The organism is Streptomyces sp. CB02261, assembly GCF_001905665.1.
Classification (GTDB): Bacteria; Actinomycetota; Actinomycetes; order Streptomycetales; family Streptomycetaceae; genus Streptomyces.
In genome coordinates this window covers 379,400-405,287 of sequence record NZ_LIVX01000007.1, presented here as the reverse complement: position 1 = coordinate 405,287, position 25,888 = coordinate 379,400, and the positions used below count along the sequence as shown (strand labels likewise).

Here is a 25,888-nt window from a genome sequence, read left to right as displayed (position 1 = left end):
TCGCCGTCGCCCTAAGCGCGGGAGCGCGTACGCCGGCGCCCCCGGCCCGCCGCCCTCGGCGCGGGAGCGCGTCCGCCGGCGCCCCCGGCCCGCCGCCCTCGGCGCGGGAGCGCGTACGCCTGGGACGCGTTCAGTCCTCCGCGTACGGCAGGTCGGCCTCCCCGGTGCCGGCGGGACAGGCGTGGAGGGGGCCGTCGGGGCCGCCGACCCGTAGCCGCCAGGGGTGCCGGCTGTCGGTGGTCACATGGAGGCGGTCGCCCCGGCGGCGGAGACGGAAGCGGGCCGCCTCGCCGGGGCCCTCGGTGTCCGGGATCGCGAGGGTCCGTTCGGCGCCGTCGGCGAAGGCGTGCACGCGCAGTTCGACCCCGTCCTGCCAGACGGAGACGGGGCGCTGGTCGTCGGCGCCGAGCGGGATGACGGAGTCCGGGCGGGCGAGGAGCGGCAGGGTGTGGACCTCGTGACGCTCGCGGACCCAGCGGGGGCCGGTGATCCCGGCTCCGGTGAGGACGTTCGTCCACGGTCCTTCGGGCACGTAGTACTCGACCGTGCCGTCGTCGGTGAAGACGGGGGCGACGAGCAGGTCGTCGCCGAGCATGTACTGCCGGTCGAGCGTGGTGACGGCCGGGTCGTCGGGGAACTCCAGGACCATGGCCCGCATGACGGGGACTCCGGTGGTGTGCGCCTGCTGGGCGGCGCGCTGGAGGTAGGGGGCGAGACGGTGCTTGAGCAGGGTGAACGCGCGGGTGACCTCGACGGCCTCCTCCCCGTAGTCCCAGGGGACGCGGTAGGAGGTGCTGCCGTGCAGCCGGCTGTGGGACGAGAGGAGTCCGAACTGCACCCAGCGCGTGAAGACGGTGGGGGTCGGAGTGCCCTCGAAGCCGCCGATGTCGTGGCTCCAGAAACCGAAGCCGGACAGGCCGAGGGAGAGTCCGCCGCGCAGTGACTCCGCCATGGCGTTGAAGTGGGACTCGCAGTCGCCGCCCCAGTGCACGGGGTACTGCTGGCCGCCGGCGGTGGCGGAGCGGGCGAAGAGGAGCGCCTCGCCCTCCCCGCGTACCTCGCGCAGCAGCTCGAAGACGGTCCGGTTGTACAGCTGGGTGTAGTGGTTGTGCATCCGCTCCGGGTCGGAGCCGTCGTGCCAGACGACGTCGGTGGGGATCCGTTCGCCGAAGTCGGTCTTGAAGCAGTCCACGCCCTGGTCGAGCAGGGTGCGCAGCCGGCCGGTGTACCAGGCGCGGGCGGCCGGGTCGGTGAAGTCCACCAGGGCCATGCCGGGCTGCCACAGGTCCCACTGCCAGACGCTGCCGTCCGGGCGGCGTACGAGGTGTCCCTCGCGCATGCCCTCCTCGAACATGGCCGACTTCTGCGCGATGTACGGGTTGATCCAGGCGCTGATCCGCAGTCCCCGTTCCTTGAGCCGGGCCAGCATCCCGGCCGGGTCGGGGAAGGTGTCGGCGTCCCACTCGAAGTCGCACCACTGGTACGCGCGCATCCAGAAGCAGTCGAGGTGGAAGACGCTCAGCGGGATGCCGCGCTCGGCCATGCCGTCGACGAAGCGGTTGACGGTGGCCTCGTCGTAGTCGGTGGTGAAGGAGGTGGTGAGCCAGAGGCCGAGTGCCCAGGCCGGGGGCAGGGCGGGGCGGCCGGTGAGCGCGGTGTACCGCTCCAGGATCCGCTTCGGGGTCGGGCCGTGGACGACGAAGTACTCGAGCGACTGGTCCTCGACGCTGAACTGCACCTGGCCGACCGCCTCGGAGCCGACCTCGTAGCCGACCCTGCCGGGGTGGTTGACGAAGACGCCGTAGCCGCGGTCGGTCAGGTGGAAGGGGACGTTCTTGTACGCCTGCTCGCTGCTGGTGCCGCCGTCGGCCTGCCAGATGTCCACCGACTGCCCGTTCCTGACGAGCGGGGTGAAGCGCTCCCCGAGTCCGTAGACCGACTCGCCGACCCCCAGGGAGAGCTGTCCGAGCACGAAGTGCCGGCCCTCGGCGTCGGTGACGAAGCCGGTGCCGCGCTCCCCCGCGGAGGTCAGCACCCGCCCGTCGGCGGTGAAGTCGAGGCGCCAGGGCGCGGCGGTGTCCACCCGGAGCGTCAGGTCTCCGGAGGCGAGTTCGACGACCGTGCCGTCCCGGCGGACCGTGCCGACGCCCTGCTCCGCACCGGGCAGCGCGAACTCGGGTCCCGGCCGCACCGCACCCGCGTGGTGGGTGGTGCGCACCCCGATCACGCCCTCGGCCGGTGACCAGCACTCGACGGTGAGCAGGGGGCTGTTGAGGGTGTCGCCGCGGCCGCGCACCCGCTTCACCGGCGCGTACAGCGTCAGCCGGTGGTCCTCGGCCCGGACGTCGGCGACCTCGGCGGCGTAGCGGGCGGTGTGGCCCGGCCGCATCAGCCAGTACCCGTCGGTGAACTTCATCGGGTGGCCTCGAAGCGGAAGGCGGCGACGCGGAAGGCGCCGTGCAGGGTCAGGCGCAGGTCGTGGACGCCGTCCGGCGGAGCGGCGAGCGGGGCCGCGCAGGTCGCCCAGGTGTGGCGGTCGCCCGTGACCGGCACCGTGGTCTCGGCCAGCAGCCGCTCGCCGGCGTGGAGTTCGAGGCGGGCGTCCTGGGGCCCGTCGTGCTCGCGGGCGGTCTCAACCTCCACGCGGACCGCTCCGGTGAGGTCGACGGCGCGGTAGAGGAGCGTCGCGGGCCGGGCCGGATCAGTCGGGGCGACGGCGTCGCCGCTGGTGCGGGTGGCGTCGACGACGGTGGTGGCCTCGTGGTCGTCGAAGTCGACGGCCGGGACCCGGCGTCCGAGGACCGTACGGGGCCCGGGGGCGGGCCCGGTCACGGTGAGTGGTGCGGTGAGGACGGGGTGCTCGGCGGAGCGGGCGACGGTGATCTCGTAGGCGCCGGGGTCGACGGTGAACGCGCCGGTGGCGACGTCCCAGTGGGCGAGCCGCTCGGCGGGCAGCCGGAACGTGACCTCCCGGCTCTCGCCCGGCTCCAGGCGGATCTTGCGGAAGTCGGCGAGGCGCCGCCGGGGGGCCTCGTAGCGGGCGTCCAGGGCCCGGACGTAGAGCTGGACGACCTCGCTGCCGGGCCGGGTGCCGGTGTCGGTCACGGTCACCGTGACGTCGACCGTGCCGTCCTGGGCGATCGACGACCGCGACAGGCGCAGGTCGCGGTGGGAGAAGTCGGTGTAGGACAGTCCGTGGCCGAAGGGGTAGAGGGGCGCGGCCCGGTGGTACTGGTAGGTCCAGCCGCTCTTGATGATGTCGTAGTCGAGCGGGTGCGGCAGCGGGTCGTCGCCCCGGTACCAGGTCTGCGGCAGGCGGCCCGCGGGCTCGGCCCGGCCGAGCAGCACCGCGGCGAGGGCGTGGCCGGTCTCCTGTCCGCCGTGGGACGTCCACACCACCGCGGGCAGGTGCTCGTCGGCCCAGTCGACGGCGTACGGGTAGCTGCTCATCACCACCAGGGCCGTCTCGGGGCGGACGGCCGCGACCGCGCGCAGCAGTTCCTCCTGCGTCGCGGGCAGGTCGATGCCGGTGCGGTCCTCGGTCTCCCGGCCGTTGATCAGCGGGTGGTTGCCGAGGACGACGATCGCCGCGTCGGCGGTCTCGGCGGCCGCACGCGCCTCGGCCGCGCCGTCGCGCAGCAGCTCCCGCCGCCAGCGTTCGGCGGTGTCGGGGGTCTCCGCGGTGACGGTGACCCGGCCGTCCGCCGGGTCCACGGTGGCGTAGCGGCCGGTGAGGACGGAGCGCAGCCGCAGGTCGCCGTCGCCCGCCGGTTCCAGGCGGAAGGTCTCGTGGATCTCCCAGCTCTTGAGGCGGTCCTGGTCGGCGGCGAGCGAGGCGTCGTCCTTGAGGCTCAGGTAGCGGCCGGTGTCGGCGGCGCGCAGCGTCAGGACGCCGCGGCCCCAGTCGTCGACGTCGAACGGGGTCTCGCACAGGAGGTCGCCGGTGGTGCGGGAGCTGAGTGCGATCCGGTCCGAGCCGTCCGCGCGGATCACCTCGCCGCCGTGGGCGTCGAGTTCGGCGGCGAGTCCGGTGGCGATGCCCACCTGGTACGGGAGGGTGCCGCTGTACCAGTCCTCGCACAGCGTGTCGGCGAGCGGGCCGACGACGGCGATCCGCGGTGCCCGGGCCGGGTCGAGGGGCAGTAGGCCGTCGTTCTTGAGCAGGACCACCGCGTCGGTGGCGGCGCGCCTCGCGAGGGCGCGGTGCTCGGGGCAGTCGATGACCTCGGATCCGATGTCCGCGTAGGGGTCCAGGTCCGGGTCGAACTCGCCCAGCCTGAAGCGCAGTTCGAGCTGGCGTCGTACCGCGCGGTCGACGTCGGCCTGGTCGATCAGGCCGCGCTCCCGTGCCTCACGCAGCCGGCCGACGGGGGTGGCGCTGTCCTCGCCGTGGTCGGTGAAGCTGTCGATGCCGGCCTTGAGCGCCGCCGCGTGGGCCTCGACGTGGTCGTCGTAGTAGTGCTCGGGGTCGACGAGGTTGGACGGGGCCTCGGCGTCGCTCACCACGAACAGCTCGTGGCCGGTGGGGCGCGCCCAGCGGCGGAGTTCCTCCTCGATGAGCGGACTCACGTGGCAGGGGCGGCCGTTGACCAGGTTGTACGCGGCCATGGCGCCGGTGGCGACGCCGGCGGCGACGACGGGGCGGAAGGCGGCGAGGTCGTACTCGTGCAGCACGCGCGGCCGCAGTCCCGAGGAGGTGGTGCAGCGCTCGTCCTCGTTGTTGTAGGCGAGGAAGTGCTTGAGCACCGGGGCCGCGCGCAGATAGGCCGGGTGGTCGCCGGCCAGGCCGCGGCAGTAGGCCTCGCCGAGGCGGGCGGTGTGCGCCGGGTCCTCGGAGTAGCCCTCCTCGTTGCGCCCCCAGCGCGGGTCGCGCAGCAGGTTGAGGACGGGCGCCCAGGCCTGGAGGCTGTGGGGGGCGCGGTCCGGAGCGATGACCGGGGGGCGGTGGCGGTGGAAGGCGCGCAGTTCGACCGAGACCGCTTCGGCGACCCGGTGGACCAGCTCCTCGTCCCAGGTGGCGCCGAGGCCGACGGCCTGCGGGAAGACCGTCGCCTCCCCCAGCCAGGAGACGCCGTGGAGTGCCTCGCTGCCGGTGCGGAAGGGGCCGACGCCGAGGCGCGGGACGGCAGGTGCGTACTGGTGGAGCATCGCGATCCGCTCGTCGGGCGTGAGCCGTCGGAGCAGGTCGTCGACGCGTCGGCGCAGCGGGAGCGCGGGGTCACGGAAGGGCGGCGGACCGGCTGCGGACGCGGACTGGGAACTCACGTGGACAACCCCTCGGCAGGCTGGGCGATGCAACGCTTCATCGAAGCGCTTCGACGCTGACAGGATCCGGTGACGCTGTCAACCGTTCCTGCTCCAGGGGTTTTTGGGGCTGCGCAGGCCCTTGTCGAAACGGGAAGGTGGTCATTAGCCTCGCCCCGGCGTCCAAGCGCTTCGACGCCGCGATCTCGACGACACCAGCAGAAGGATGGGGCTCCTATGACGACGCGCCGGCTGACCGAGCGGCTCGACGGTCTCGCCTTCGGCGGGGACTACAACCCGGAGCAGTGGGACGAGGGGGTGTGGAAGGAGGACGACGCGCTGATGCGCCGGGCCCGGGTCAACCTGGCCACCGTGGGCGTCTTCTCCTGGGCCCTGCTGGAGCCCGAGGAAGGCCGCTACGACTTCGGGTGGCTCGACGCCCAGCTCGACCGGCTGCACGCGGGCGGCGTCGCCGTCGACCTCGCCACCCCGACCGCCTCCCCGCCGCCCTGGTTCACCCTGGCGCACCCCGACGCCCTGCCGGTCTCCCCCGACGGCACCCGGCTGACCCACGGCAGCCGGGACACGTACTGCCTCGCCGCGCCCGCCTACCGCCGGGCCGCCCTCCGCGTCGCGGGCGCTCTCGCCGAGCGCTACGGCGGCCACCCCGCGCTCGCCCTGTGGCACGTGCACAACGAGTACGCGACCCTCTGCTGGTGCGAGCACACCGCGGCCGCCTTCCGGGACTGGCTGCGGGCCCGGCACGGCTCCCTCGACGCCGTCAACGAGGCCTGGGGGACGGCGTTCTGGAGCCAGCGGTACACCGCGTGGGAGCAGGTCCTGCCGCCCCGGGCCACGCAGTGGCACAAGAACCCCGGCCAGGCCCTGGACTTCCGCCGCTTCTGGTCGGACGAGGCCCTCGCCGCGTACCGCGAGCAGCGGGACGCGATCCGCGCCCACAGCGACCGGCCGGTGACGACCAACCTCATGCTGCCCGACTACCAGAACCTGGACCTGTGGGCCTTCGGCCGCGAGGTCGACCTGGTGTCCGTCGACCACTACCCCTCGGCACCCGGGGTGGACGCCGCCGCCGACACCGCCTTCGGCGCCGACCGGGCCCGCTCCTTCGGCGACGGCGCGCCCTGGCTGCTGATGGAGCAGGGCACGAACACCGTGTACGCGGGCGACCGCGTGCTCGGCAAGGAGCCGGGCGACATCCGGCGCCACACCCTCGGCCACATCGCCCGCGGCTCCGAGGGCGCCCTGTTCTTCCAGTGGCGCCAGTCGCGGGCGGGATCCGAGCAGTGGCACTCCGGGATGGTCCCGCACGCGGGCCCCGACAGCCGGATCTTCCGAGAGGTCACGGCCGTCGGCGAGGAGGTGAGCCGCCTCGGGGAGCTCGCAGGCTCCACCGTCCGCGCCGAGGTCGCCGTCCTGCACGACTCCGACGCGTGGTGGGCCCTCGACGTCGACGGACTGCCGTCGGCCGAGCTCGACTACCACGGCACGCTGCGCCGCGCCCACCGGGCGCTGTGGGACGCCGGGGTCACGGTCGACTTCGCCCACCCCGGGCACGACCTGAGCCGCTATCGGCTGGTCCTCGCGCCGGCCCTGTTCCTGCTCACCGACGAGGGAGCCGCGAACCTGCGCCGTCATGTCGCCGGTGGGGGAACGCTGCTCGTCCAGCACTACGGCGGCGCCGTCGACGAGCGCCTCCACGCCCGTCTCGGCGGCTACCCGGCCGCGCCGCTCCGGGAGGCGCTGGGCATCCGGATCGAGGAGTACCGTCCGCTGGGGCGGGGCGAGGAGGTCGTGCTCTCCGACGGCTCGCGCGGCACCGTGTGGACCGAGTCCCTGCGGACGGAGGGCGCCGAGGCCCTCACCACGTACACCGAGGGGATGCTCGCCGGCGGTCCGGCACTCACCCGCCACGCGTTCGGGGCCGGCACCGCCTGGTACCTGTCCACCCGTCTCGACGACACCGGTTACGCGGCCCTGGTCTCCCGGCTGCTCGACGAAGCCGGTGTGGCCGGCCCGGTGCCGGGCCTCCCGTCCGGTGTCGAGGCCGTCACCCGCCACGCCGAGGACGGCCGCCACTGGCACGTGCTGGTCAACCACCGCGCCGACACGGTGCCGTTGCCGCGTCCCGGCCACGACCTGCTGACGGACGGCCCCGTCCACCGGCTCCCGCCCGGCGGGTGTGCGGTCCTGCGCGCCCACTGAACAGCCCCCGGCAGGCGCGGGGGTGAGGGAGGGAGACCCGTTCCCTCCGGGTCCGGTTACGGCCAAGGGGACGGACACCCTCCGGCCGTGCGGGCGCCGGTCCGCGAAAAGCGTGCGGGGCCTGACCCGGACGGCGGTCCGGGGGCATCGCCGGCGCCCGTGTCGCACAAGCATCGCTCCGGCGTCACACCCCCGTCACACGCCCATCGTCGTCCCATCGCACACGCGGACCACAGGTTGGCCGGAAAGCACGAGCCCCGCCCCCTCGCTTCCGTACCGCCGTCGATCACGTCGCGATACTGCGCTGACCGGCGGCGGGCGCCTTCGTCCCCCGTCCGGATCCGACCGCTCGACCTCGATTCCACGCTCCTGGGGGAGACTTGCGCGCACATGTGAAGAGAGCAGGCGCCTTCACCGTCGCAGCGGCCACATCGGTGGCCCTGATCGCAGGCATGACCGGCCCCGCGACGGCGGTCACCGCCCGCACGACGGCCGCACCGGACCTCACCCGCGGCACCGGCGACCAGCGGATCCCGCTCGTCACCGGCGACCGTGTGGTGGTGGACGCCACGGGCCGGATGGTGGGCTTCGAGCCCGCACAGGGCCGTGAGCGCATACCCGTACAGGTGGAGCGCACCGGGGACCACACGCTCGTGGTGCCCGGCGACGCCCGGCGCCTGATCGCCTCGGGCCGCCTCGACCAGCGGCTCTTCGACCTCGACGTGCTCACCGACCCACGGCTGCGCGAGAGCCACCGCTCGGGGCTCAAGCTGATCGTGCAGTACGAGGGGGGTGCCGGCGCGGCACGGGCGGAGGTGCGCGCGGCCGGCGACACCCAGCTGCGCCGCACGTTCCCGACCCTCGGCGCCGACGCCGTCCGGACGTCCCCCGAGGACCTGAGCAGGGTGTGGGACGCGCTGACCGATCCTGGGCGGACCGGCGCGCGCGCCACCGCCGCCGGTATCGGCAAGGTCTGGCTGGACGGGGTGCGCGGGGCGAACCTGGACCGCAGCGTCCGGCAGATCGGCGCCGACAAGGCGTGGGAGTCCGGGTACGACGGCAAGGGCGTCACGATCGCCGTGCTCGACACCGGCGTCGACAGGACCCACGGCGACCTCGGCACCCAGGTCGTCGGTGAGAAGAACTTCTCCGCCTCCCCCGACGCCGTGGACCGGGTCGGACACGGGACCCACGTGGCGTCGATCGCCGCCGGCACCGGCGCCACGTCCGGCGGCCGGTACAAGGGCGTCGCCCCCGGCGCCAAGGTGATCAGCGGCAAGGTCCTCGACGACGAGGGCTTCGGGGACGACTCCGCCGTCATCGCGGGCATGGAGTGGGCCGCCGCCGAGGGCGCGGACGTCGTCAACCTCAGCCTCGGCAGCGCGGACAGCCCCGGCGTCGACCCGCTGGAAGCGGCGGTGAACACGCTGACCGCCGAGAAGGGGATCCTCTTCGCCGTCGCGGCCGGCAACGACGGCGAATACGGCGCCTCGTCGCTGGGCTCGCCGGGCAGCGCGGACGCCGCGCTGACCGTCGGCGCGGTCGACCAGGACGACCGGCTCGCGCCCTTCTCCGGCATCGGCCCGCGCGTCGGCGACGGCGCCGTCAAGCCGGACGTGACCGCGCCCGGCGTGGCGATCACCGCGGCAGCCGCTCCCGGCAGCGCTCTCGACACGCGCCCCGGCACCCCGCACCCGGCGCCGGGCTACCTGACGATCGACGGCACCTCCATGGCCACCCCGCACGTGGCGGGCGCGGCGGCGATCCTGAAGCAGCGGCATCCGGAGTGGACGTCCACCGAGCTCAAGGGCGCGCTGATCGCGTCCACCGAGGGCGGCGACCACACCGCCTTCCAGCAGGGTTCGGGACGTGTCCGGGCCGACCGGGCACTGGCCCAGAGCGTGATCGCCGATCCGGTGTCGCTGAACTTCGGCGAGGCGCGGTGGCCGCACCCCGACGACCAGCTCGTCACCAGGAAGCTCGGATACCGCAACCTCGGGACCAGCGACGTCACGCTCGACCTGTCGGTGACCACGCGGGACCCGGCGGGCAAGCCGGCCCCGGCCGGGTTCTTCGCGCTCGGTGCCTCGCGGGTGACCGTGCCCGCCGGCGGCCGGGTCGAGGTCGACCTGACCGCCGACACCAGGATCGGCGACGCCGACGGCACCTACTCGGGCTACGTCACCGCCACCGGCGCGGGAGGGTCCGTCCGCACGGCCGCGGTCGCCGTCCGCGAGGCGGAGTCCTACGACGTCACGCTCCGGACCGTCGGCCGTGACGGCACGGACGCCCGGACCTTCTCCAGCAGCCTGTTCGGCACCGGCGGCGGCGCCGAGGGGTTCCAGGCGCGCGTGGACGACGAGCCGGGCACGCGCACGATCCGGGTGCCGAAGGGCTCGTACACCTACAACACGGCTGTCTACGAGGACCCGTCGGACTTCACCAAGGGCACCGACTGGATCGCCCAGCCGAAGCTGGAGATCTCCGGCGACACCACGCTCACGGCCGACGCGCGGACGACGGAGCCGGTGACCCTGACCGTGCCCGGTATGGACACGGCGAACGCGGGCGGCACGTACTACGAGGTCCCGGTCGGGACCGGCCATGTCGGCAACGGCTGGGTGCTGGGGAGCTTCACCGGGTTCCGTACCGCCCACCTGGGTCCGGCCGTCACCGACGGCACGCTGCTGCAGACCTGGGACGCGCACTTCGTCAAGGACGGCACCACCCAGTACTCGGTGGCCTTCGGCGGCACGGTGGACAGGGTCGCGACGGGCTACACCCGGCACGTGAAGGCGAACGAGCTGGCCACGCTCAAGGTCGGTCTCGGCGCGTCCACCCCGGGGAAGACCGCGCTCTCCTCCCCGTACGCCCACCTGCCGGGCGCTCCGGAGGGCAACGGCTTCTCCGCGTACCAGGCGACGACGGGCATCCGCACCTTCCATGTCTCGACCGCCGACGGCGTCTCCTGGCTGACGAGGTCCAACCACTTCGGCGAGCCGGACGAGTGGGGCCATCCGGCCTACGAGGGCGGCTACGCGATGGTCGAACCGAAGCGCTACGAGGCCGGCCGGACCTACCGGGAGACGTTCGGCACGGGCGTGTTCGGCCCGCTGCTCGGCAAGGACATGGGCGTCTTCCGCACCGCGCCCGACCCGGTCACGGGTGTGCAGCGGCTCGTCGGCTCCCTTCCGCTGTTCGCCGACGGCGCGGGCCACGCGGGCGGCACTCCGCACACGTCGGCCACGACGACGCTGTACCGCGACGGCGTCAAGGTCGCCGAGAACGACGACCCGCTGACCGGCGCGGAGCCCTTCACGGTCGACGCCGCCGACGCCGAGTACCGGCTGACGACCTCGGTGGAGCGCTCGGCGACGATCGCCGCCGCCTCCACCCGCGTCGACGCCGGCTTCACGTTCCGCTCGAAGCAGGTCACGGCCACCACGGCGCTGCCCGTGTCCACCGTCCGCTTCGCGCCCCCCGTCGACCTCGCCTCGCGTGCCCCCGCGGGCCGGTCCGTCCTGGTCCCGGTGACCGTGCAGGGCGCGGCGGCCGGGAGGAACCTCAGGTCGCTCGCCGTGTCCGTGAGCTACGACGCCGGGAGGACCTGGCGGCCCGTCAAGGTCGCGAACGGCAGGATCTCCGTGAAGAGCCCGGCGAAGGACCGGGGCGTCTCGCTCTCCGCCGAGGTCACGGACAAGCAGGGCAACACGTCGACGCTGACGATCCACAACGGGTGGTACGGCAGGTGACGGTGTCCCGCTGACCGATCCCGTCCGAGCGGCGTCACCTCCCGGGGTGGTGACGCCGTTCGTGCTTCTGCCGGAAACTCGCACAATGTGTGCGTGACGCGGTCACGGTCTCCTCCGGGGCTCCGCCGTACGGCCGGACCGTCGCACCTCTTCGTCCCCCTTCATCCCGCTTCGTCGTGCCCGCGTCCCGCAGCGCCCGAATCTGTTACCCGGTCCTGCGGAGAAGCTGTCGGCGTTCGGTGAAACAAGCTGCACGACCGCCTCCCGAGCGTCACATCCGAACCCGAAAGGGCGTCAACCGCATTGGCTCGGCCACCCGTTCGCGTGCTTTGATCTGGCACGCCGCGGCGAAACGGAAGAGCGGCTTCCCCCCTCTTATCCGCCCCCCGGGCAGCCACGGCACAAGGATTCCCCCCATGGAGAAGAAAGGTGCGCCCCATGCGTAACGACATCGAGACCCGCGAGATCGACGACACCGAGCTCGACGCCGTCTCCGGCGGTCTCGTCAGCATCGACGGCGGTCTCGCCGGCGCCGTGACCGGCGACGTCACCCACCTGCTCGGCACCGTCGGCAACCTGCAGACCGTGCAGGGTGTCGAGGGTCTCGTCGCCGGCGTCCCGGGCCTGGCCCAGGGCATCACCGGCGTGTCGGTGAACACCGGCGCCGTCACCGGTCTCGCCGGTCTCTGAGCGAGCCTGCCGCCGTGAATTCCGGACCCTTCACCGGTCCGGGATTCACGGCGGATCCCGTGGGCACAGGACATCGCCGCGCCGAGATCCCGGTGAGCAGAATGCAGTCGAAGGAATAGTCACCCGCCCATGCAATTCCGCCAGAAGGCCCTTTCCAAGCTGCAGTCGCCCGAGGAACTCGAACTGCCGGTGCGCTTCGCGCGCCCTCAGGGACGGCTGGTCCTGGCAGTCACCGCCCTCGTCATCGCCGCCGCCGGATTCTGGGCCCTCACGGGCACCGTCACCGACCGGCTCACCGCCCCCGGCATCCTCACCCACGCCCAGGGCAGGTACCTGCTGCAGAGCCCCGTCGCCGGACAGGTGACCGAGGTGCTCGTCACCGAGGGCACCCGCGTCGCCGCCGGCACACCGCTCGTCGTCGTCCGCACGGCCCAGGGCGACACACCCGTGCGCGCGGTCGCCGCGGGCCGTCTCACGGCGCTCCTCGCCCGCACCGGCGCGGTCGTGGCGATCGGCGCCGACGTCGCGACCGTCGAACGCGTCACGGACCCGGACGAGCCCCTCGTGGCCGTCCTCTACGTACCGGGCGGCGACACCGCCTCCCTCCGCGTCGGCGCCCCCGTGGACGTCAGCGTCCGCTCGGCGGGGCGGAGCGCGTACGGCTCCCTGCGCGGCCGCGTCACCTCCGTCGGCGGCGCTCCCCAGACCCCCGCCCAGATCGCCGGCTTCCTGGGCGACGACGGGCTCGCCGCCTCGTTCAGCCGCCAGGGCAACCCGGTGGCCGTCCTCGTCTCCCTGGAACACCCGCCCGCCGGCGGCGCCGCGCCCGCCGCCGCCTCGGGAACGCCGGTCACCGGCGCCGTCCACCTCTCCGCGCACCGCCCCGTCGACTGGCTGCTCCCGTGAACCGCGCCGTACCGCACGACCGCCGTGCCCGCCGCGCCCGGCACACTCCCCGGACCCGCGCCGCCGCGCACACCCCGCGGAACCGCCGCCGCGCGAGCACGCCCCGGGGCAGGACACCGCGTCCGGTCCGTACGCCCACCGTCCTCCAGATGGAGGCCGTGGAGTGCGGGGCGGCCGCTCTCGCCATGGTGCTCGCGTACTACGGCCGGTTCGTCCCGCTGGAGGAGCTGCGCATCGCCTGCGGCGTCTCGCGCGACGGCTCGCGGGCGAGCAACCTGCTGAAGGCCGCCCGGAGTTACGGCCTCCAGGCCAAGGGCATGCAGATGGACCTGGCCGCCCTCGCGGGCGTCGCCGCACCGGCCGTGCTGTTCTGGGAGTTCAACCACTACGTCGTCTACGACGGCATGACCCGTCGCCCCGGCCGCCGCGGCGTCCACGTCAACGACCCCGGCAAGGGCCGCCGGTTCGTGCCCATGGAGGAGTTCGACAGCGCCTTCACCGGCATCGTCCTCGTCCTCGAACCCGGCCCCGGCTTCCGCCGCGGCGGCCGCAGGCCCGGGATCCTGGGCGCCGTACCGGGCCGGCTGCGCGGCATGTCCGGCACCATGGCCGCCGCCGTCCTCGCCAGCCTCCTGCTGGTCGTCGTCGGCGCGTGGGTGCCCGCCCTGAGCCGGACGTACATCGACATGTTCCTCATCGGCGGACGGTCCTCCCTGCTCGGCACGCTGCTCGCCGCCATGGCCGTCACACTGGTCCTCACCGCCACCCTCACCGCCCTCCAGCAGGCCAACCTCCTGCGCGGGCGCATCGTCTCGTCGACCCTGACCGGCGCCCGCTTCCTGCGGCACCTGCTCCGCCTCCCCGTCGCCTTCTACGCCCAGCGCGGCCCGGCCGACCTGGTGCAGCGGCTGCGGTCCAACGACACCGTCGCCGAGACCCTCGCCCGCGACCTGTCGGCGGCCGGCGTGGACGCCCTCGTCGTCATGCTCTACGCCGTCCTGCTGTGGACGTACGACCCCCAGCTCACGGTCGTCGGCGTCGGCGTGGCGCTCCTGAACGTGGTGGCGATGCGGATCACGGTCCTCGTCCGGGCCACGGGCGCCGGGAAACTCCGCGCCGAGAGCGCCCGCCTGGCCAACACCTCGTACGGCGGGCTCCAGCTCATCGAGACGATCAAAGCCACCGGCGGCGAGGACGGCTTCTTCCGCCGCTGGGCGGGCCAGCACGCCGTCACCCTCGACGTCCAGCAGCGCCTCGGCGTGCCCACCGCCTGGCTGGCGGTCGTCGCGCCCACGCTCGCCGCCGTCAACAGCGCCCTGATCCTGATGATCGGCGGTCTGCGGGCCGTCGAGGGGCATCTGACGGTCGGTCTGCTCGTCGCCTTCCAGGCCCTGGTGACGGCCTTCACCGCGCCCATCGCCCGACTGGGCGGCGTCGTCGGCCGCGCGCAGGACGTCGCCGTCGACGTCGCCCGCCTCAGGGACGTCGAGAACTTCCCGGTCGATCCGGTCCACACCCGCCGCGATCCCGCCGGGCCCGCCCGCCGCCTCGCGGGACACGTCGAGCTCGACCACGTCACCTTCGGGTACAGCCCGCTCGACGCGCCCCTGCTCAAGGACTTCTCGATGACGGTCGGACCCGGGCGGCAGGTCGCGCTCGTCGGCGGCTCCGGCAGCGGCAAGTCCACCGTCTCCCGGCTCGTCGCGGGCCTGTACGCCCCGTGGGAGGGCACGTTGCGCATCGACGGGATGCCGCTGGCGGACATCCCGCGCGGCGCCCTCGCCGCCTCGGTCTCCTTCGTCGACCAGGACGTCTTCCTCTTCGAGGGGACCGTCCGCGACAACGTGGCCCTGTGGGACCCCTCCGTCCCGGACGAGGCCGTCGTCGCGGCCCTCGCCGACGCCGCCGTCCTCGACGTCGTCTCCCGGCGGCCCGGCGGCATCCACAGCCGGGTCGAACAGGACGGCCGGAACTTCTCCGGCGGCCAGCGCCAGCGCCTGGAACTGGCCCGAGCCCTCGTCCGCGACCCCAGCGTCCTCGTCCTCGACGAGGTGACCAGCGCGCTGGACGCGGACACCGAGCGGGCCGTCATCGACAACCTGCGGCGCCGCGGCTGCGCGTGCGTGGTCATCGCCCACCGGCTCAGCACCGTCCGCGACAGCGACGAGATCCTCGTCCTGGACCGGGGCACGGTCGTGGAACGCGGACCGCACGCCCACCTGCTCGCCGCGGGCGGCCGGTACGCCGACCTCGTGAAGGAGCACTGAGGTGACGTCCCCGACCCCCGCCACGGCGACCACCGGCGCTCCGCCCGCGGACCCGGTGGTCGCCGCCCTGGGCGCGCTCGGCACGCCCGTCGACGGCACGGGCCTGCGCAGCCTTCCGCTGGAGGGGCCGTGGGTGCTGTGGCTCGTCGTCCACGGCCATCTGGACCTGTTCGCCGTCGACGTGGCGGGGCTCGGACCCTGGCACTTCCTGGGCCGCCTCGGCGCGGGCGCGCTGCTGCTCGGCCCGGCCGAGGGCCCCGGCCACACCCTCGTGGGGCGCCCCTCCCAGGAGTGTCTGCTGCGCCGGATCGAACTGCGCGAGCCGGCCGCCCCGTCGTACCCGGACCCGTGGCAGGCGGGCGGCTGGTACGAGGGGCAGGAGCACGGATACGGGTACGGCTCCGCGTACGGGGACGGGGACGGCTCCGATTACGGGGACGGGTACGGATCCGCGTACGGGGCCACGCAGGGGATCGGCGCCGTCGGCGCGCCCGCGCTGAGCCCGCTGGAGGAGGCCTTCGCCCGGGGGATCGGCCGTGGCCTGCGCGTCCTGTACGAGGCTCCGCTCGACGGCCGCGCCGACGCCGGGCGGGGCGCGGAGGACGACGAGATCGTCTGGATGCCGATCAGCCCGGGGAGCGTCGGCTACGGCGCCGCCTCCGCGTCGCACGCGGCCGGCACGCTCCTCGTCGACGCGGCGCTGTGGCAGGGCATGGTGGAGCAGCAGCACCGGCTCCTGTACGCCCTCGACGCCTGGATCGAGCAGCGCCGACGCGACCACGAGGACCGTACGGCCGCCGGTCTCGCGGCGGGTCGCGCGGCGGGCAGCGAAGGGGACCGGGCGCTCCTGGCCGCCCTCGGCCGCCCCGGCGGCGGCGTGCGGCGGGGCGGGGCGGACGCGACCCGGACCGTGTGCCGACTGGTCTTCGCGGACGCCCGGATCACCCTCGCCGACGCGACCGGCGCTTCCGGTGCGGGGAGTCCGTCGGCGTCGCCGACCGACCCCGGACGGAACGACCCGGTCGAACGTCTCGCCCACGCCTCCCGCGTCCGCACCCGCACCGTCGGGCTGCGCGGCCGCTGGTGGCGGGAGAACTGCGGTCCCCTGCTGGGCCGACGCGAGCCGGACGGCGCGCCCGTCGCCCTGCTGTGGCGGCGCGGCGGCTACGTGGCGGCCGACCCCGACGGCGGGCGGGAGCGGATCGACGAGGACAACGAAGCCGGGTTCGAGCGGCGGGCCGTCATGTTCCACCGCCCGCTGCCCGAGGGCCGGCTCGGTCTGCCGCGGCTCCTCCGCTTCAGCCTGAGCGGGACCCGCCAGGACCTGCGCGGCCTGCTCCTGGCCGGGCTCGTCTCCGTCGTGCTGGGGGCGACGGTGCCGGTGGCGACCGGCCGGATCCTCGGGCAGTACGTACCGCAGGGGCGCGGCGACCTCATCGTCGTCACGGCGATCGCCCTCGTCGCGGCCACCGCCGTGGGCGCCGCGTCCCTCCTCGCGCAGAACATCGCCCTGCTGCGGATGGAGGGCCGGATCGAGGCCACGCTCCAGCCCGCCGTCTGGGACCGGCTCCTGCGCCTGCCGGCCACGTTCTTCACCGGCCGCTCGACGGGCGAACTGGCCAACGCGGCCATGGGCATCAGCGCCGTGCGCCGGATGCTGTCCGGCATCGCCCCCGTCTGTCTCCAGGCCGGCACCGTGGGCACGGTGAACCTGGTGCTGCTGCTCGTCCACAGCGTGGAACTGGCCCTGGTGGCCCTCGCGCTGATCCTCGGGGTCGCCGCGGTCATCCTCGTCCTCGGGCTGTGGCAGCTGCGCCATCAGCGACGGCTGACCGAGCTCGGCAACCGGCTCGACAACCAGACCTTCCAGACCCTGCGCGGCCTGCCCAAGCTGCGGGTCGCGGCGGCGGAGAGCTTCGCCTACGCCGCCTGGGCGCGGGAGTTCGCCCGGACCAGGGTCCTCCAGCAGCGCGCCGGCCGGATCCAGAACGCGCTCACGGTCCTGGGCGCCGTGTGCCTGCCGCTCTGCACCCTGGTGATGTTCGCCCTGCTCGCCGGTCCCGCCCGGGGCACGATGTCCGCCGCCTCGTTCCTCACCTTCTCCACCGCCCTGACGATGCTGCTCTCCTCGGTGACGCAGGCGACCGGCGCGCTCCTGTCGGTCGCCGCCGTGCTGCCCGTCTTCGAACAGGTCGTGCCGATCCTGAAGGCCGCCCCCGAGGTACGCGGCGACGCAGCCCACCCCGGCACGCTCGGCGGCGCCGTCGAGGCCCGCGGCCTCTCGTACCGCTACGGTCCCGACGGCCCTCTCGTCCTCGACGGCGTCGACCTCCGGGTGCGGCCCGGGGAGTTCGTCGCCATCGTCGGCCCCAGCGGCTGCGGCAAGTCGACCCTGCTGCGCCTGCTCATCGGCTTCGACCGGCCCACCGACGGCAGCGTCCTGTACGACGGCCAGGACCTCGGCGCACTCGACCTGGCCGCCGTGCGGCGCCAGTGCGGGGTCGTCCTGCAGAACGCCCAGCCCCTCACCGGCTCGATCCTCGACTGCGTCCGGGGGGCCGGTGACCACACCCTGGAGGAGATCGAGCGGGCCGTCACGCTCGCGGGGCTCGCCGACGACATCCGGGCGATGCCGATGGGCCTGCACACCATGGTGTCCGACGGCGGCGCCACCCTCTCCGGGGGACAGCGCCAGCGCCTGATGATCGCCCAGGCGCTCGTCCGCACGCCCAGGATCCTGTTCCTCGACGAGGCGACGAGCGCGCTCGACAACGAGACCCAGCGTCAGGTGATCGACGCCACCCGCGCGCTGCGCGCCACCCGTGTGGTCATCGCCCACCGCCTCTCCACCATCATGGGCGCCGACCGCGTGATCGCCATGACGGACGGCCGCATCGTCCAGGAGGGCACCCCCGCCGAGTTGCTCGCCGACCCGACCGGCCTCTTCCACACCCTGGTCCGCCGCCAGCTGGGCTGACGGCTCTGTCCGGGCCGGGTGTTCAGCCCTTGACGGCCCCGGCGGTCAGGCCCTGGACGATGTGCCGGCCGGCGAAGGCGAAGGGGATCATCTGGGTGACCAGGGCCGCCATGAGCAGCGCGGTCCTGGTCCGGAACCCGCGTCCGGCCGGGACGTAGGCCGAGAGTTCATCGCCGTCCTCCGGGGGAGTCGGTGCGGGACCAGGCGCCGAGCACGGGGACGCAGTGCTCGGCGAAGTACTCGAAGTCGGCGGCCGTGTTGTAGACGTGGGTCGACAGGCGCAGGTAGCCCACTCCGCCGAAGCTGGTGAACGCGGCGGCGACGCCCAGTTCCCGGCCCACGCGGTCGCGCAGCGCGTCGGCCTCGGCGCGGGTGGCGGCCAGCGGGGCGGGGAGCCGCACGAGCCGCAGGGCGTCGACCGGGGTGCCGACGTCCACGCGGCAGTCCTCGCCGGTCAGTTCGGAGAAGGCCGCGGCCACGATCCGCTCCGCGTAGTCCGCCAGTTCGCGCATGTACGTGCGGGCCGGGTCCCACCCCCAGGTGTCCGCCACGAAGTCGAGCGCGGTGGGGGCCGCGAGGTAGCCGGTGGCGTCGATGGTGCCCTGGGTGTCGAACCGCTCCGGGAACGGGGCGGGGGCGCCCCAGGAGTCGATCAGGGGGTGGAGGTGGTCCCGCAGCGGGGTGCGCGCGACCAGGGCCGCGGTGCCGCGGGGGGCGCAGCCGAACTTGTGGAGGTTGCCGACCCAGACGTCGCAGTCGACGCCGGCGAGGGGATCGGCGGCGAGTCCGGGCACATGGGCTCCGTCCACGAGGACGGGGACGCCTCGGCGGCGGGCCTCGGCGGCGATGCGTCCGACGGGCATCCAGCGGGCGGTGGCCGAGGTGATGTGGTCGATGACGACGAGGCCGGTCGCCTCTCCGATCGCGTCCACGACGCACGCGTGGGCGGTGTCGGCGTCGGCGTCGAGCGGGACGTGGGCGGTGCGCAGGGTGCCGCCCCAGCGCCGGGCGAGGCGTTCGGCGCCCATGGTCACCGCGCCGTACCCGTGGTCGGTGACCAGCACCTCTCCGCCGGGGCGCGTCGGCACGCCGCCGTAGACTACGCTGGCGCCGGCGCTGGCGTTCGGGACGAGGGCGAGGTCGTCGGGCCGGACCCGCAGGAAGCGGGCCAGTGCTCCGCGCGCGGCGGCGATCTTCTCCGGCAGCGCGGGGAACCACTCGACGGGCGACGCCTCCATCTGCCGGCGCCTGCGGTTCTGCTCCTGCTGGGCGACGAGGGGGACGGCCCCGAAGGAGCCGTGGTTGAGGTGCTTGACCGCCGGGTCGAGCGTCCAGGCGGCGACGGCCGGGCGGCCGTCGGGCAGCACCAGGGGGCGCGGCGCGGGGGCAGGGTCAGGGGTGCTCACAGGACTCCCAAGGGCGCAGGACATCAGACAGAGAAGCAAAGACGTGTGATGACGTGGCCGAGATTCTGTCCAGCACCGGCGGTATTGGCAAGTGTCGAGCCTTTTCATCTGATGACTTTTGATCGGTACACGGCGATGTCGGAGGACTCGCCTAGACTGGGGGCGGCTCGGCGGAGGGCCGGGCGAGGCAGGAGAGGAAGCGATGTCCGCAGTCGACACGGCGTTCCACGGTTTGCGCCGCATGATCTCCAGCGGCCGTCTGGGGGCCGGGCAGAGGTTTCCGCCGGAGGGCGACCTCTGCGAGGAGCTCGGCGTATCCCGGGGGTCGCTCAGGGAGGCGGTGCGCATGCTGGCCGCCCTCGGGGCGGTCGAGGCGCGGCACGGCTCCGGCACCTACGTCTCGGCGCTGCGGCCCGAGGACCTGCTGGGCAGGCTGTCCCTGACCGTCGAGCTGCTGCCGCTGGACGGCCTGCTGGAGCTGTTCGAGATCAGGCGCGTCCTGGAGGCCCATGTGATGGCACAGGCCGCGGCGCGGATCACGCCCGAGGAGGTGACGAACCTCTACGGCCTCCTGGACACGATCGAGGCCGGCGAGGATCCCGCGGAGTTCGCCGACCACGACCACCGCTTCCACGCGGAGATCGCGCGCATCGGCGGCTCTCCCTCCATGCAGGCGCTGCTCACGGTCTTCCGGTCGCGCTCCCGCCACTACCGCGTCTTCGCCCTGCCCGAAGGACCGGAGTTCAAGCGGGCGGGCGACGAGGACCACCGGGCGATCGTGGCCGCCCTGGCGAACCGCGACCCGGCCGCGGCGGCGAGCGCGGCGGCCGCCCACATCGCCCGCAGCGAACGCTGGCTCGGCGCGACCCGGCCGCCGGTCACGGAGGACGCGGTCGACGACGCCCCGGCCCCCGCGGAGGGGCCGCTGCCGGGCTGACCCGAGGTGCCGCGCGGCGGGCGAGAGAGCATCCTGGAGAGCAGCAGCGGCCCGCGGGACCCCAGGGTCGAGCCGACAAGGGGAGACGCATGTGACACCTCCCGCCGGTGGCGATGGGCATCACGTGCCCGACACGGACCGTGTCGCGGCCGCGCTGCTCGACGCCCGCGGCCGTGTCGTCTGGTGGTCACGCGCGGCCGAGGACCTCCTCGGCTGGACGAGCGCCCAGATCGCCGGGACGTCCGCCAGGGACCTCCTGGAGCCGGACGCGACCGGTTCCCGGCCGTCGGGGAGCGCTCGGCGGCTGCGGCTGCGCCACAGCTCGGGCGCGGTGGTCGAGGCCGACGTCCACCTGGTGAGGTCCGACGCCGCCGCGGGCGGGACCCTGGTACTCACCGCCGGCCCCGACGGCCTGGTGTGGGCTGGGACCAGGACACCGCCTTCGCCCGCGCCGTCCTGGGCCAGGACCGCATCGCCGTCGCCGAACTCGACATGGACCTGAGGGTCGTCCGTACCAACGCCGCCTTCGAGGCGATGCGTCCGGCCGGACAGGGCGACGACTGGTTGCGCGACCTGCCGGGCTCGGGCATCCACGGGACCGTGCGGAGTTTCATGGCGCTGGTGGCCGAGACGGGAGCGCCCGTCATCGCGGCCGAGTACCCGTTCGGGGCGGACCGCGTGCTGTCCCTCACCTGCATCCGGATCAGCGATCCGCTCGGAGCGCCCGTCGGCATCGCCATCGCCGCGATCGAGGTCACCGAGAGGTACCACGCGCAGCAGCGTCTCTCCACGGCCTACCGGAACGCCTTCGAGATCGGCGGCTCGCTCGACGTGGTGCACAGCGCCCGCGACCTGGTGGCCGTCCTGGTGCCCGCGCTCGGCGACCTCGCCTGCGTCGACTTCCCCGACGACGTCCTCCAGGGCCGCGATCCTCCCCTCGGCTACCCCGGGGCGGAGGCGTCCGCGCCCCGGCGGGTCGCGGTCCGGTCGGCCGACGGCGTGTGGCCCCGCGGGCTCGCCCAGGTGGGCGAGCCGACCGCGATCGAGTCCGAGAGTCCCGACCTGGCCGCGCTGGTCGTCCGCGGGGTGCTCGTCGCGGACGCCGACCTGCTCCGGGAGATCATGGGGCACGACCCGCGGCTCCTCGCTCGTTTCATGCCCGAGGGCATGCGCAGCGCCCTCGGCTGTCCGCTCTACCACCGGGGCCGGTTCTTCGGGTACGCCGCCGTGTACCGCACGCACGACCCCGACCCGTTCGACGAGGCCGACATCAAGCTCATGCAGGACCTGTGCCACCGGGCGGCGCTGGCGATCGACAACGCCTTCCAGTTCACGCGCGAGCACCACACGGCCGTCGTGCTGCAGCGGAGCCTGCTGCCCCCGTCGGCCACCGAGAGCGCCGCGGCCGAGACCGCCGGCACCTATCTGCCGGCGGGCGGCAGCGTCAGCGTCGGCGGCGACTGGTTCGACGCGTTCCCGCTGTCCTCGCTGCGGATCGCGCTCGTCGTCGGGGACGTCATCGGCCACGGCCTGCAGGCCACCGCGACGATGGCCCGGCTGCGCACCGCCGTGCAGACCCTGGCCGATCTGGATCTCCCGCCGGACGAGCTCCTGATGCGTCTCGACGACCTGGTGCAGCGCATGATGACCGAGGCCGACGAGTCCGACACCCTCGGAGCCTCGTGTCTCTTCGCCCTCTACGATCCGGTGACGCGGGTGTGCCAGATGGCCAGTGCCGGCCATCCGCCCCCGGCCGTGGTGCTGCCGGACGGCAGCGCCGAGTACCTCGCCGTGGTCCCCGGACCGACCCTGGGCGTCGGTGACAACCCCTTCGAGGTGTTCACGACGACGCTGCCGCCCGGCAGTGTCCTCGCGCTCTACACCGACGGGCTCGTCCGCCGGGACCACGACACCGGCGACGGCGAGGCCGGCCTGCTCGCCTCGCTCTCCCGGCTGGTGCGGGAGGGGGAGCCGCTCGACCGGATCGGCGCCGAGCTGATCGCCGGTCATCCCTCCCACGACTATCCCGACGACGACGTCACCCTTCTCCTGGCCCGCACCCGCGCCGTGGCCGAGCACGACATGGCGACGTGGGAGTACCCGGCCGACCCGGCGGCGGTGCACGAGGCCCGTGCCGACGTCAACGGCCGGCTGGAGGCCTGGGGCCTCGACGAGCCGGCGTTCGCCACGGAACTGATCGTCAGCGAACTCGTCACCAACGCCCTCCGCTACGCCGGTGGTCCCATCGTGCTGCGCCTCATCCGCGACCGCGTCCTCGTCTGCGAGGTCTCCGATCCCAGCAACACCCAGCCCCGGCTGCGCAGGGCCCTGAACACCGAGGAGGGCGGCCGGGGCCTCTTCCTCATCGCCCAGCTGGCGAACCGCTGGGGCTGTCGCTACGGGGCACGCGGCAAGACGATCTGGACGGAGCAGGCGCTCGGCGTGGAGCCGCCGCCCCGCCGCTCCCCCTGACCGTCGCGGGGGTATGACGTCCGGCCCGGGTCACGCGTCCGTGCGGATGACCACCACCAGCGCGCGCGGGCCGTGGACGCCCTCCACCCGCTCCAGCTCGATGTCCGACGTCGCGGACGGTCCGCTGATCAGGGTCGTCGGCCGTTCGGGGACCAGCCGGGCCAGCGCCTCGGGGACTCCGACGGCGACGGAGGAGAGGTCGACCACGCACACGTGGACATCGGGGACGAGGGACAGCGCTCGGCGCCCCTGGTCGGCCGAGCCGTCGAGGAAGATCGTCCCGGTCTCGGCGCAGCTCACCGCCGAGGACGTCACCACCGCGTCGAGGGCGGCCAGGCGGGGTGCGGGCACGTCGGCGCGGTCCTCCTCGGCGGTGCCGTCCCAGCCTGCGAGCCAGGTCCGGTCGAGGCCCGCGGGCACGCCGACCCGCCGGGCGCCGAGTCCGTCGAGCACGTCCGCGAGGGTCGCCGCGGTCTCCCCCGCCGTACAGGTCCGCACCCGTGCCTTGTAGTCGACGAGCCGGTCGGTGAACAGCTCCAGGCGCTCGGCGTCCGGGAGGCTGCGGCCCCGCCGGTAGGTGCGGTCCACCGTCGTCGGCGGCTGCGGGGCGAGCGCCAGCGCGTCGCGTACGCGGCCGAGCACCGTCTCGCGTGCGGTCATCGGTTCTCCTCGGGGGTGTCGTCCTCGCCTCGCGGGGCGGCGTCGGCGAGGGCGCGCCGGCCTTCCTCGGAGGCGTACCAGTCGCGGAAGGTGCGCCGGGGCGGGGCGGGGGTGTCGCGGCTGTCGCTCCAGCCCCGCAGGGGTGGCGGCAGATGGGAGATCGTGCGGTCCCGGCCGGCGGCGATCCGGCCGAGGCCGGCGGCCTTCTGCGCGGCCTTGAACAGCTTGGGCCGGCCCATGACGGCGGCGGCGGCCCTCATGGCGAGCCGCTCGGCGCTGCGGCCGGTCTGTTCGGTGTTCTGGTGGCGCAGCTCCACGAGCAGCGACGGGATGTCGATCTTCACGGGGCAGGCGTCGTAGCAGGCGCCGCAGAGGGTGGAGGCGTAGGGCAGCGAGGAGTTGGGGTCGTTCTTCGCGGCGTGCATGCCGGCGAGCTGCGGAGTGAGCACGGCGCCGATCGGGCCGGGGTAGGTCGAACCGTAGGCGTGGCCGCCGACCCGCTCGTACACCGGGCAGACGTTCAGGCAGGCGGAGCAGCGGATGCAGTTGAGGGCCTGTCGGCCGACGGCGTCGGCGAGTGCGGCGGTGCGTCCGTTGTCGAGCAGCACCAGATGGAACTCCTGCGGGCCGTCGCCCGGTGTCACGCCCGTCCACAGCGAGGTGTAGGGGTTCATCCGCTCTCCGGTGGAGGATCGCGGCAGCAGCTGGAGGAAGACCTCCAGGTCCGCGTAGCGGGGCAGGACCTTCTCGATGCCCATGACGGTGATCAGGGTGCGCGGCAGTGTCAGACACATCCGGCCGTTGCCCTCGGACTCGACGACGGAGAGCGTGCCGGTCTCGGCGATCCCGAAGTTGGCGCCGGAGACGGCGACGGGGACGGTCAGGAACTTCTCGCGCAGATAGGCGCGGGCCGCGGCGGCGAGGTCGGCGGGCACGGAACTGAGATCCGGGTCGACGCCCGGGATCTCCGCGAGGAAGATCCGGCGGATCTCCTCGCGGTTGCGGTGGATCGCGGGGACCAGGATGTGCGAGGGGCGGTCGTCGGCGAGCTGCACGATCAGCTCGGCGAGGTCGGTCTCGTGGGCGGTGACGCCGTGGCTCTCCAGGTGCTCGTTGAGGCCGATCTCCTGCGTGGCCATCGACTTGACCTTGATGACCTCGTCGCTGCCGGTGGCGGCGACGAGCCGGGTGACGATCGCGTTCGCCTCCGACGCGTCGCGGGCCCAGTGCACGGTGCCGCCGGCCTCGGTGACCTTCGCCTCCAGCTGTTCGAGCAGCTCGGGCAGCCGGTTCATGGTGTCGGTCTTGATCGCCGCCCCGGCGGAGCGCAGTTCCTCCCAGTCGGGCACCTCCGCGGTGACGGCCAGGCGCTTGGCGCGGATGGTGTGCGTCGCCTTGTGGAGGTTGGAGCGGAGCTGCCCGTTGCCCAGCTCGGTCGCGGCCGCCTCCGGGAACGTCCGCTCGCCGCGCAGATGGCCCTCGCCGTACGGGGAGCGGGGCGGGGCGGCGGGCATGCCGAGGAACGTGCTGCTCATCGTGCGGCCTCCGGGAGGGGGAGCGGCGAGGTACGGGTGGCGGCGAGGATCTGGGCGAGGTGGAGCGTGCGGGTCCCGGACCGGATGCGGGACAGGCCGCCGCCGATGTGCATCAGGCAGGAGGAGTCCCCGGCGGTGCAGACGGCGGCGCCCGTGGACGTCACGTGGTCGAGCTTGTCGGCGAGCATGGCCGAGGAGGTCGCGGCGTTCTTGACGGCGAAGGTGCCGCCGAAGCCGCAGCAGGTGTCCGCCTCGGGCAGTTCGACCAGGTCGATGCCCTCGACGGCCCGCAGCAGGCGGAGCGGTTTGTCCTCCACGCGGAGCATCCGCAGCGAGTGGCAGGTCGGGTGGTACGTGACGCGGTGCGGGAAGTACGCGCCGACGTCCACGGTGCCGTCGACGTCGACCAGGAACTCGGACAGCTCGTACGTCTTGTCCTTCACCGCCGCGACGCCGGCGCGCAGGGCGGCGTCGCCGTACCGGGCGGCGACGGTCTCGTGCTGGTGGCGCACACTTCCGGCGCACGAGCCGGAGGGCATGACGACGGCGTCGATCGCCCGGTCGCCGAACTGCTCGGCGAAGGCGCGGACCAGGGGCACCGGTTCGCGCTGGTAGCCGGTGTTGATGTGCATCTGGCCGCAGCAGGTCTGGTCCGGCGGGAAGACCAGCTCGTGGCCGAGCCGGGTGAGCAGCAGGGCCGTCGCCCGCACCGCGTCGGGGAAGAGGGTGTCTCCCAGACAGGTGGCGAAGAGTCCGATGCGCATGGGGGGACCTCCACGGTCGAAGTATGGTCCGACCATACGCGCGGGCTTCGCTCCC

Annotated in this window: 15 protein-coding genes; 9 read left to right on the top strand and 6 right to left on the bottom strand. The window is 73.9% G+C overall.

What is annotated here, in order from left to right; translation table 11 throughout:
- Nucleotides 1–130: 130 nt before the first annotated feature.
- Both yicI and AMK29_RS24430 read right to left on the bottom strand, forming a co-directional pair.
- Nucleotides 131–2,416, bottom strand: coding sequence for an alpha-xylosidase (yicI, locus tag AMK29_RS24435; RefSeq protein ID WP_073816673.1), 2,286 nt, complete (start codon nucleotides 2,414–2,416; stop codon nucleotides 131–133).
- Complete coding sequence (locus AMK29_RS24430; RefSeq protein WP_073816669.1) at nucleotides 2,413–5,265, bottom strand: glycoside hydrolase family 3 protein; 2,853 nt, start codon at nucleotides 5,263–5,265, stop codon at nucleotides 2,413–2,415. The genes yicI and AMK29_RS24430 overlap by 4 nt, the downstream gene beginning before the upstream one ends.
- A gap of 216 nt (nucleotides 5,266–5,481) precedes the next feature.
- Here AMK29_RS24430 and AMK29_RS24425 point away from each other — a divergent pair, with 216 nt between their 5' ends.
- The 6 genes from AMK29_RS24425 (at nucleotide 5,482) to AMK29_RS24400 (ending at nucleotide 18,059) form a co-directional block, all read left to right on the top strand.
- On the top strand, nucleotides 5,482–7,467 hold the full coding sequence (locus AMK29_RS24425; protein WP_073816665.1) for a beta-galactosidase: 1,986 nt from the start codon (nucleotides 5,482–5,484) through the stop codon (nucleotides 7,465–7,467).
- A 452-nt stretch (nucleotides 7,468–7,919) separates the two neighbouring features.
- The gene (locus AMK29_RS24420; protein WP_079197129.1) at nucleotides 7,920–11,219 is read left to right on the top strand and encodes a S8 family peptidase; all 3,300 of its coding nucleotides are present in this window, start codon (nucleotides 7,920–7,922) and stop codon (nucleotides 11,217–11,219) included.
- 438 nt (nucleotides 11,220–11,657) lie between these two features.
- On the top strand, nucleotides 11,658–11,909 hold the full coding sequence (locus tag AMK29_RS24415) for a hypothetical protein (RefSeq protein WP_073816657.1): 252 nt from the start codon (nucleotides 11,658–11,660) through the stop codon (nucleotides 11,907–11,909).
- Between the two features lie 129 nt (nucleotides 11,910–12,038).
- Complete coding sequence (locus AMK29_RS24410; protein WP_073816654.1) at nucleotides 12,039–12,815, top strand: HlyD family efflux transporter periplasmic adaptor subunit; 777 nt, start codon at nucleotides 12,039–12,041, stop codon at nucleotides 12,813–12,815.
- A 149-nt stretch (nucleotides 12,816–12,964) separates the two neighbouring features.
- A complete protein-coding gene (locus AMK29_RS24405; protein ID WP_241845703.1) occupies nucleotides 12,965–15,082 on the top strand; it encodes an NHLP family bacteriocin export ABC transporter peptidase/permease/ATPase subunit in 2,118 nt (705 codons plus the stop codon).
- Between the two features lies 1 nt (nucleotide 15,083).
- A complete protein-coding gene (locus AMK29_RS24400) occupies nucleotides 15,084–18,059 on the top strand; it encodes an NHLP bacteriocin export ABC transporter permease/ATPase subunit (RefSeq protein ID WP_073816648.1) in 2,976 nt (991 codons plus the stop codon).
- A gap of 167 nt (nucleotides 18,060–18,226) precedes the next feature.
- On the opposite strand, the gene AMK29_RS24395 is transcribed toward AMK29_RS24400, so the two are convergent.
- A complete protein-coding gene (locus tag AMK29_RS24395; protein WP_073816645.1) occupies nucleotides 18,227–19,465 on the bottom strand; it encodes an aminotransferase class V-fold PLP-dependent enzyme in 1,239 nt (412 codons plus the stop codon).
- 202 nt (nucleotides 19,466–19,667) lie between these two features.
- On the opposite strand from AMK29_RS24395, the gene AMK29_RS24390 reads away from it, so the two are divergent.
- The 3 genes from AMK29_RS24390 to AMK29_RS24385 all read left to right on the top strand — a co-directional run bounded on the left by AMK29_RS24390 (nucleotide 19,668) and on the right by AMK29_RS24385 (nucleotide 22,874).
- A complete protein-coding gene (locus AMK29_RS24390; protein WP_073816641.1) occupies nucleotides 19,668–20,402 on the top strand; it encodes a FadR/GntR family transcriptional regulator in 735 nt (244 codons plus the stop codon).
- Between the two features lie 124 nt (nucleotides 20,403–20,526).
- On the top strand, nucleotides 20,527–20,904 hold the full coding sequence (locus tag AMK29_RS35310; RefSeq protein ID WP_158071354.1) for a PAS domain-containing protein: 378 nt from the start codon (nucleotides 20,527–20,529) through the stop codon (nucleotides 20,902–20,904).
- Nucleotides 20,820–22,874: a SpoIIE family protein phosphatase gene (locus AMK29_RS24385; RefSeq protein WP_079197104.1), complete on the top strand. Its 2,055-nt coding sequence runs from the start codon at nucleotides 20,820–20,822 to the stop codon at nucleotides 22,872–22,874. The genes AMK29_RS35310 and AMK29_RS24385 overlap by 85 nt, the downstream gene beginning before the upstream one ends.
- Before the next feature lie 30 nt (nucleotides 22,875–22,904).
- On the opposite strand, the gene AMK29_RS24380 is transcribed toward AMK29_RS24385, so the two are convergent.
- Genes AMK29_RS24380 through AMK29_RS24370 form a run of 3 tightly spaced genes read right to left on the bottom strand, consistent with a single transcriptional unit; the run spans nucleotide 22,905 to nucleotide 25,833 of the window.
- Nucleotides 22,905–23,534, bottom strand: coding sequence for a LutC/YkgG family protein (locus AMK29_RS24380; protein WP_073816638.1), 630 nt, complete (start codon nucleotides 23,532–23,534; stop codon nucleotides 22,905–22,907).
- On the bottom strand, nucleotides 23,531–25,069 hold the full coding sequence (locus AMK29_RS24375) for a lactate utilization protein B (protein WP_073816635.1): 1,539 nt from the start codon (nucleotides 25,067–25,069) through the stop codon (nucleotides 23,531–23,533). The genes AMK29_RS24380 and AMK29_RS24375 overlap by 4 nt, the downstream gene beginning before the upstream one ends.
- Entirely contained in the window at nucleotides 25,066–25,833 is a 768-nt protein-coding gene (locus AMK29_RS24370; protein ID WP_073816632.1) for a (Fe-S)-binding protein, read from the bottom strand. The genes AMK29_RS24375 and AMK29_RS24370 overlap by 4 nt, the downstream gene beginning before the upstream one ends.
- Nucleotides 25,834–25,888 lie beyond the last annotated feature (55 nt).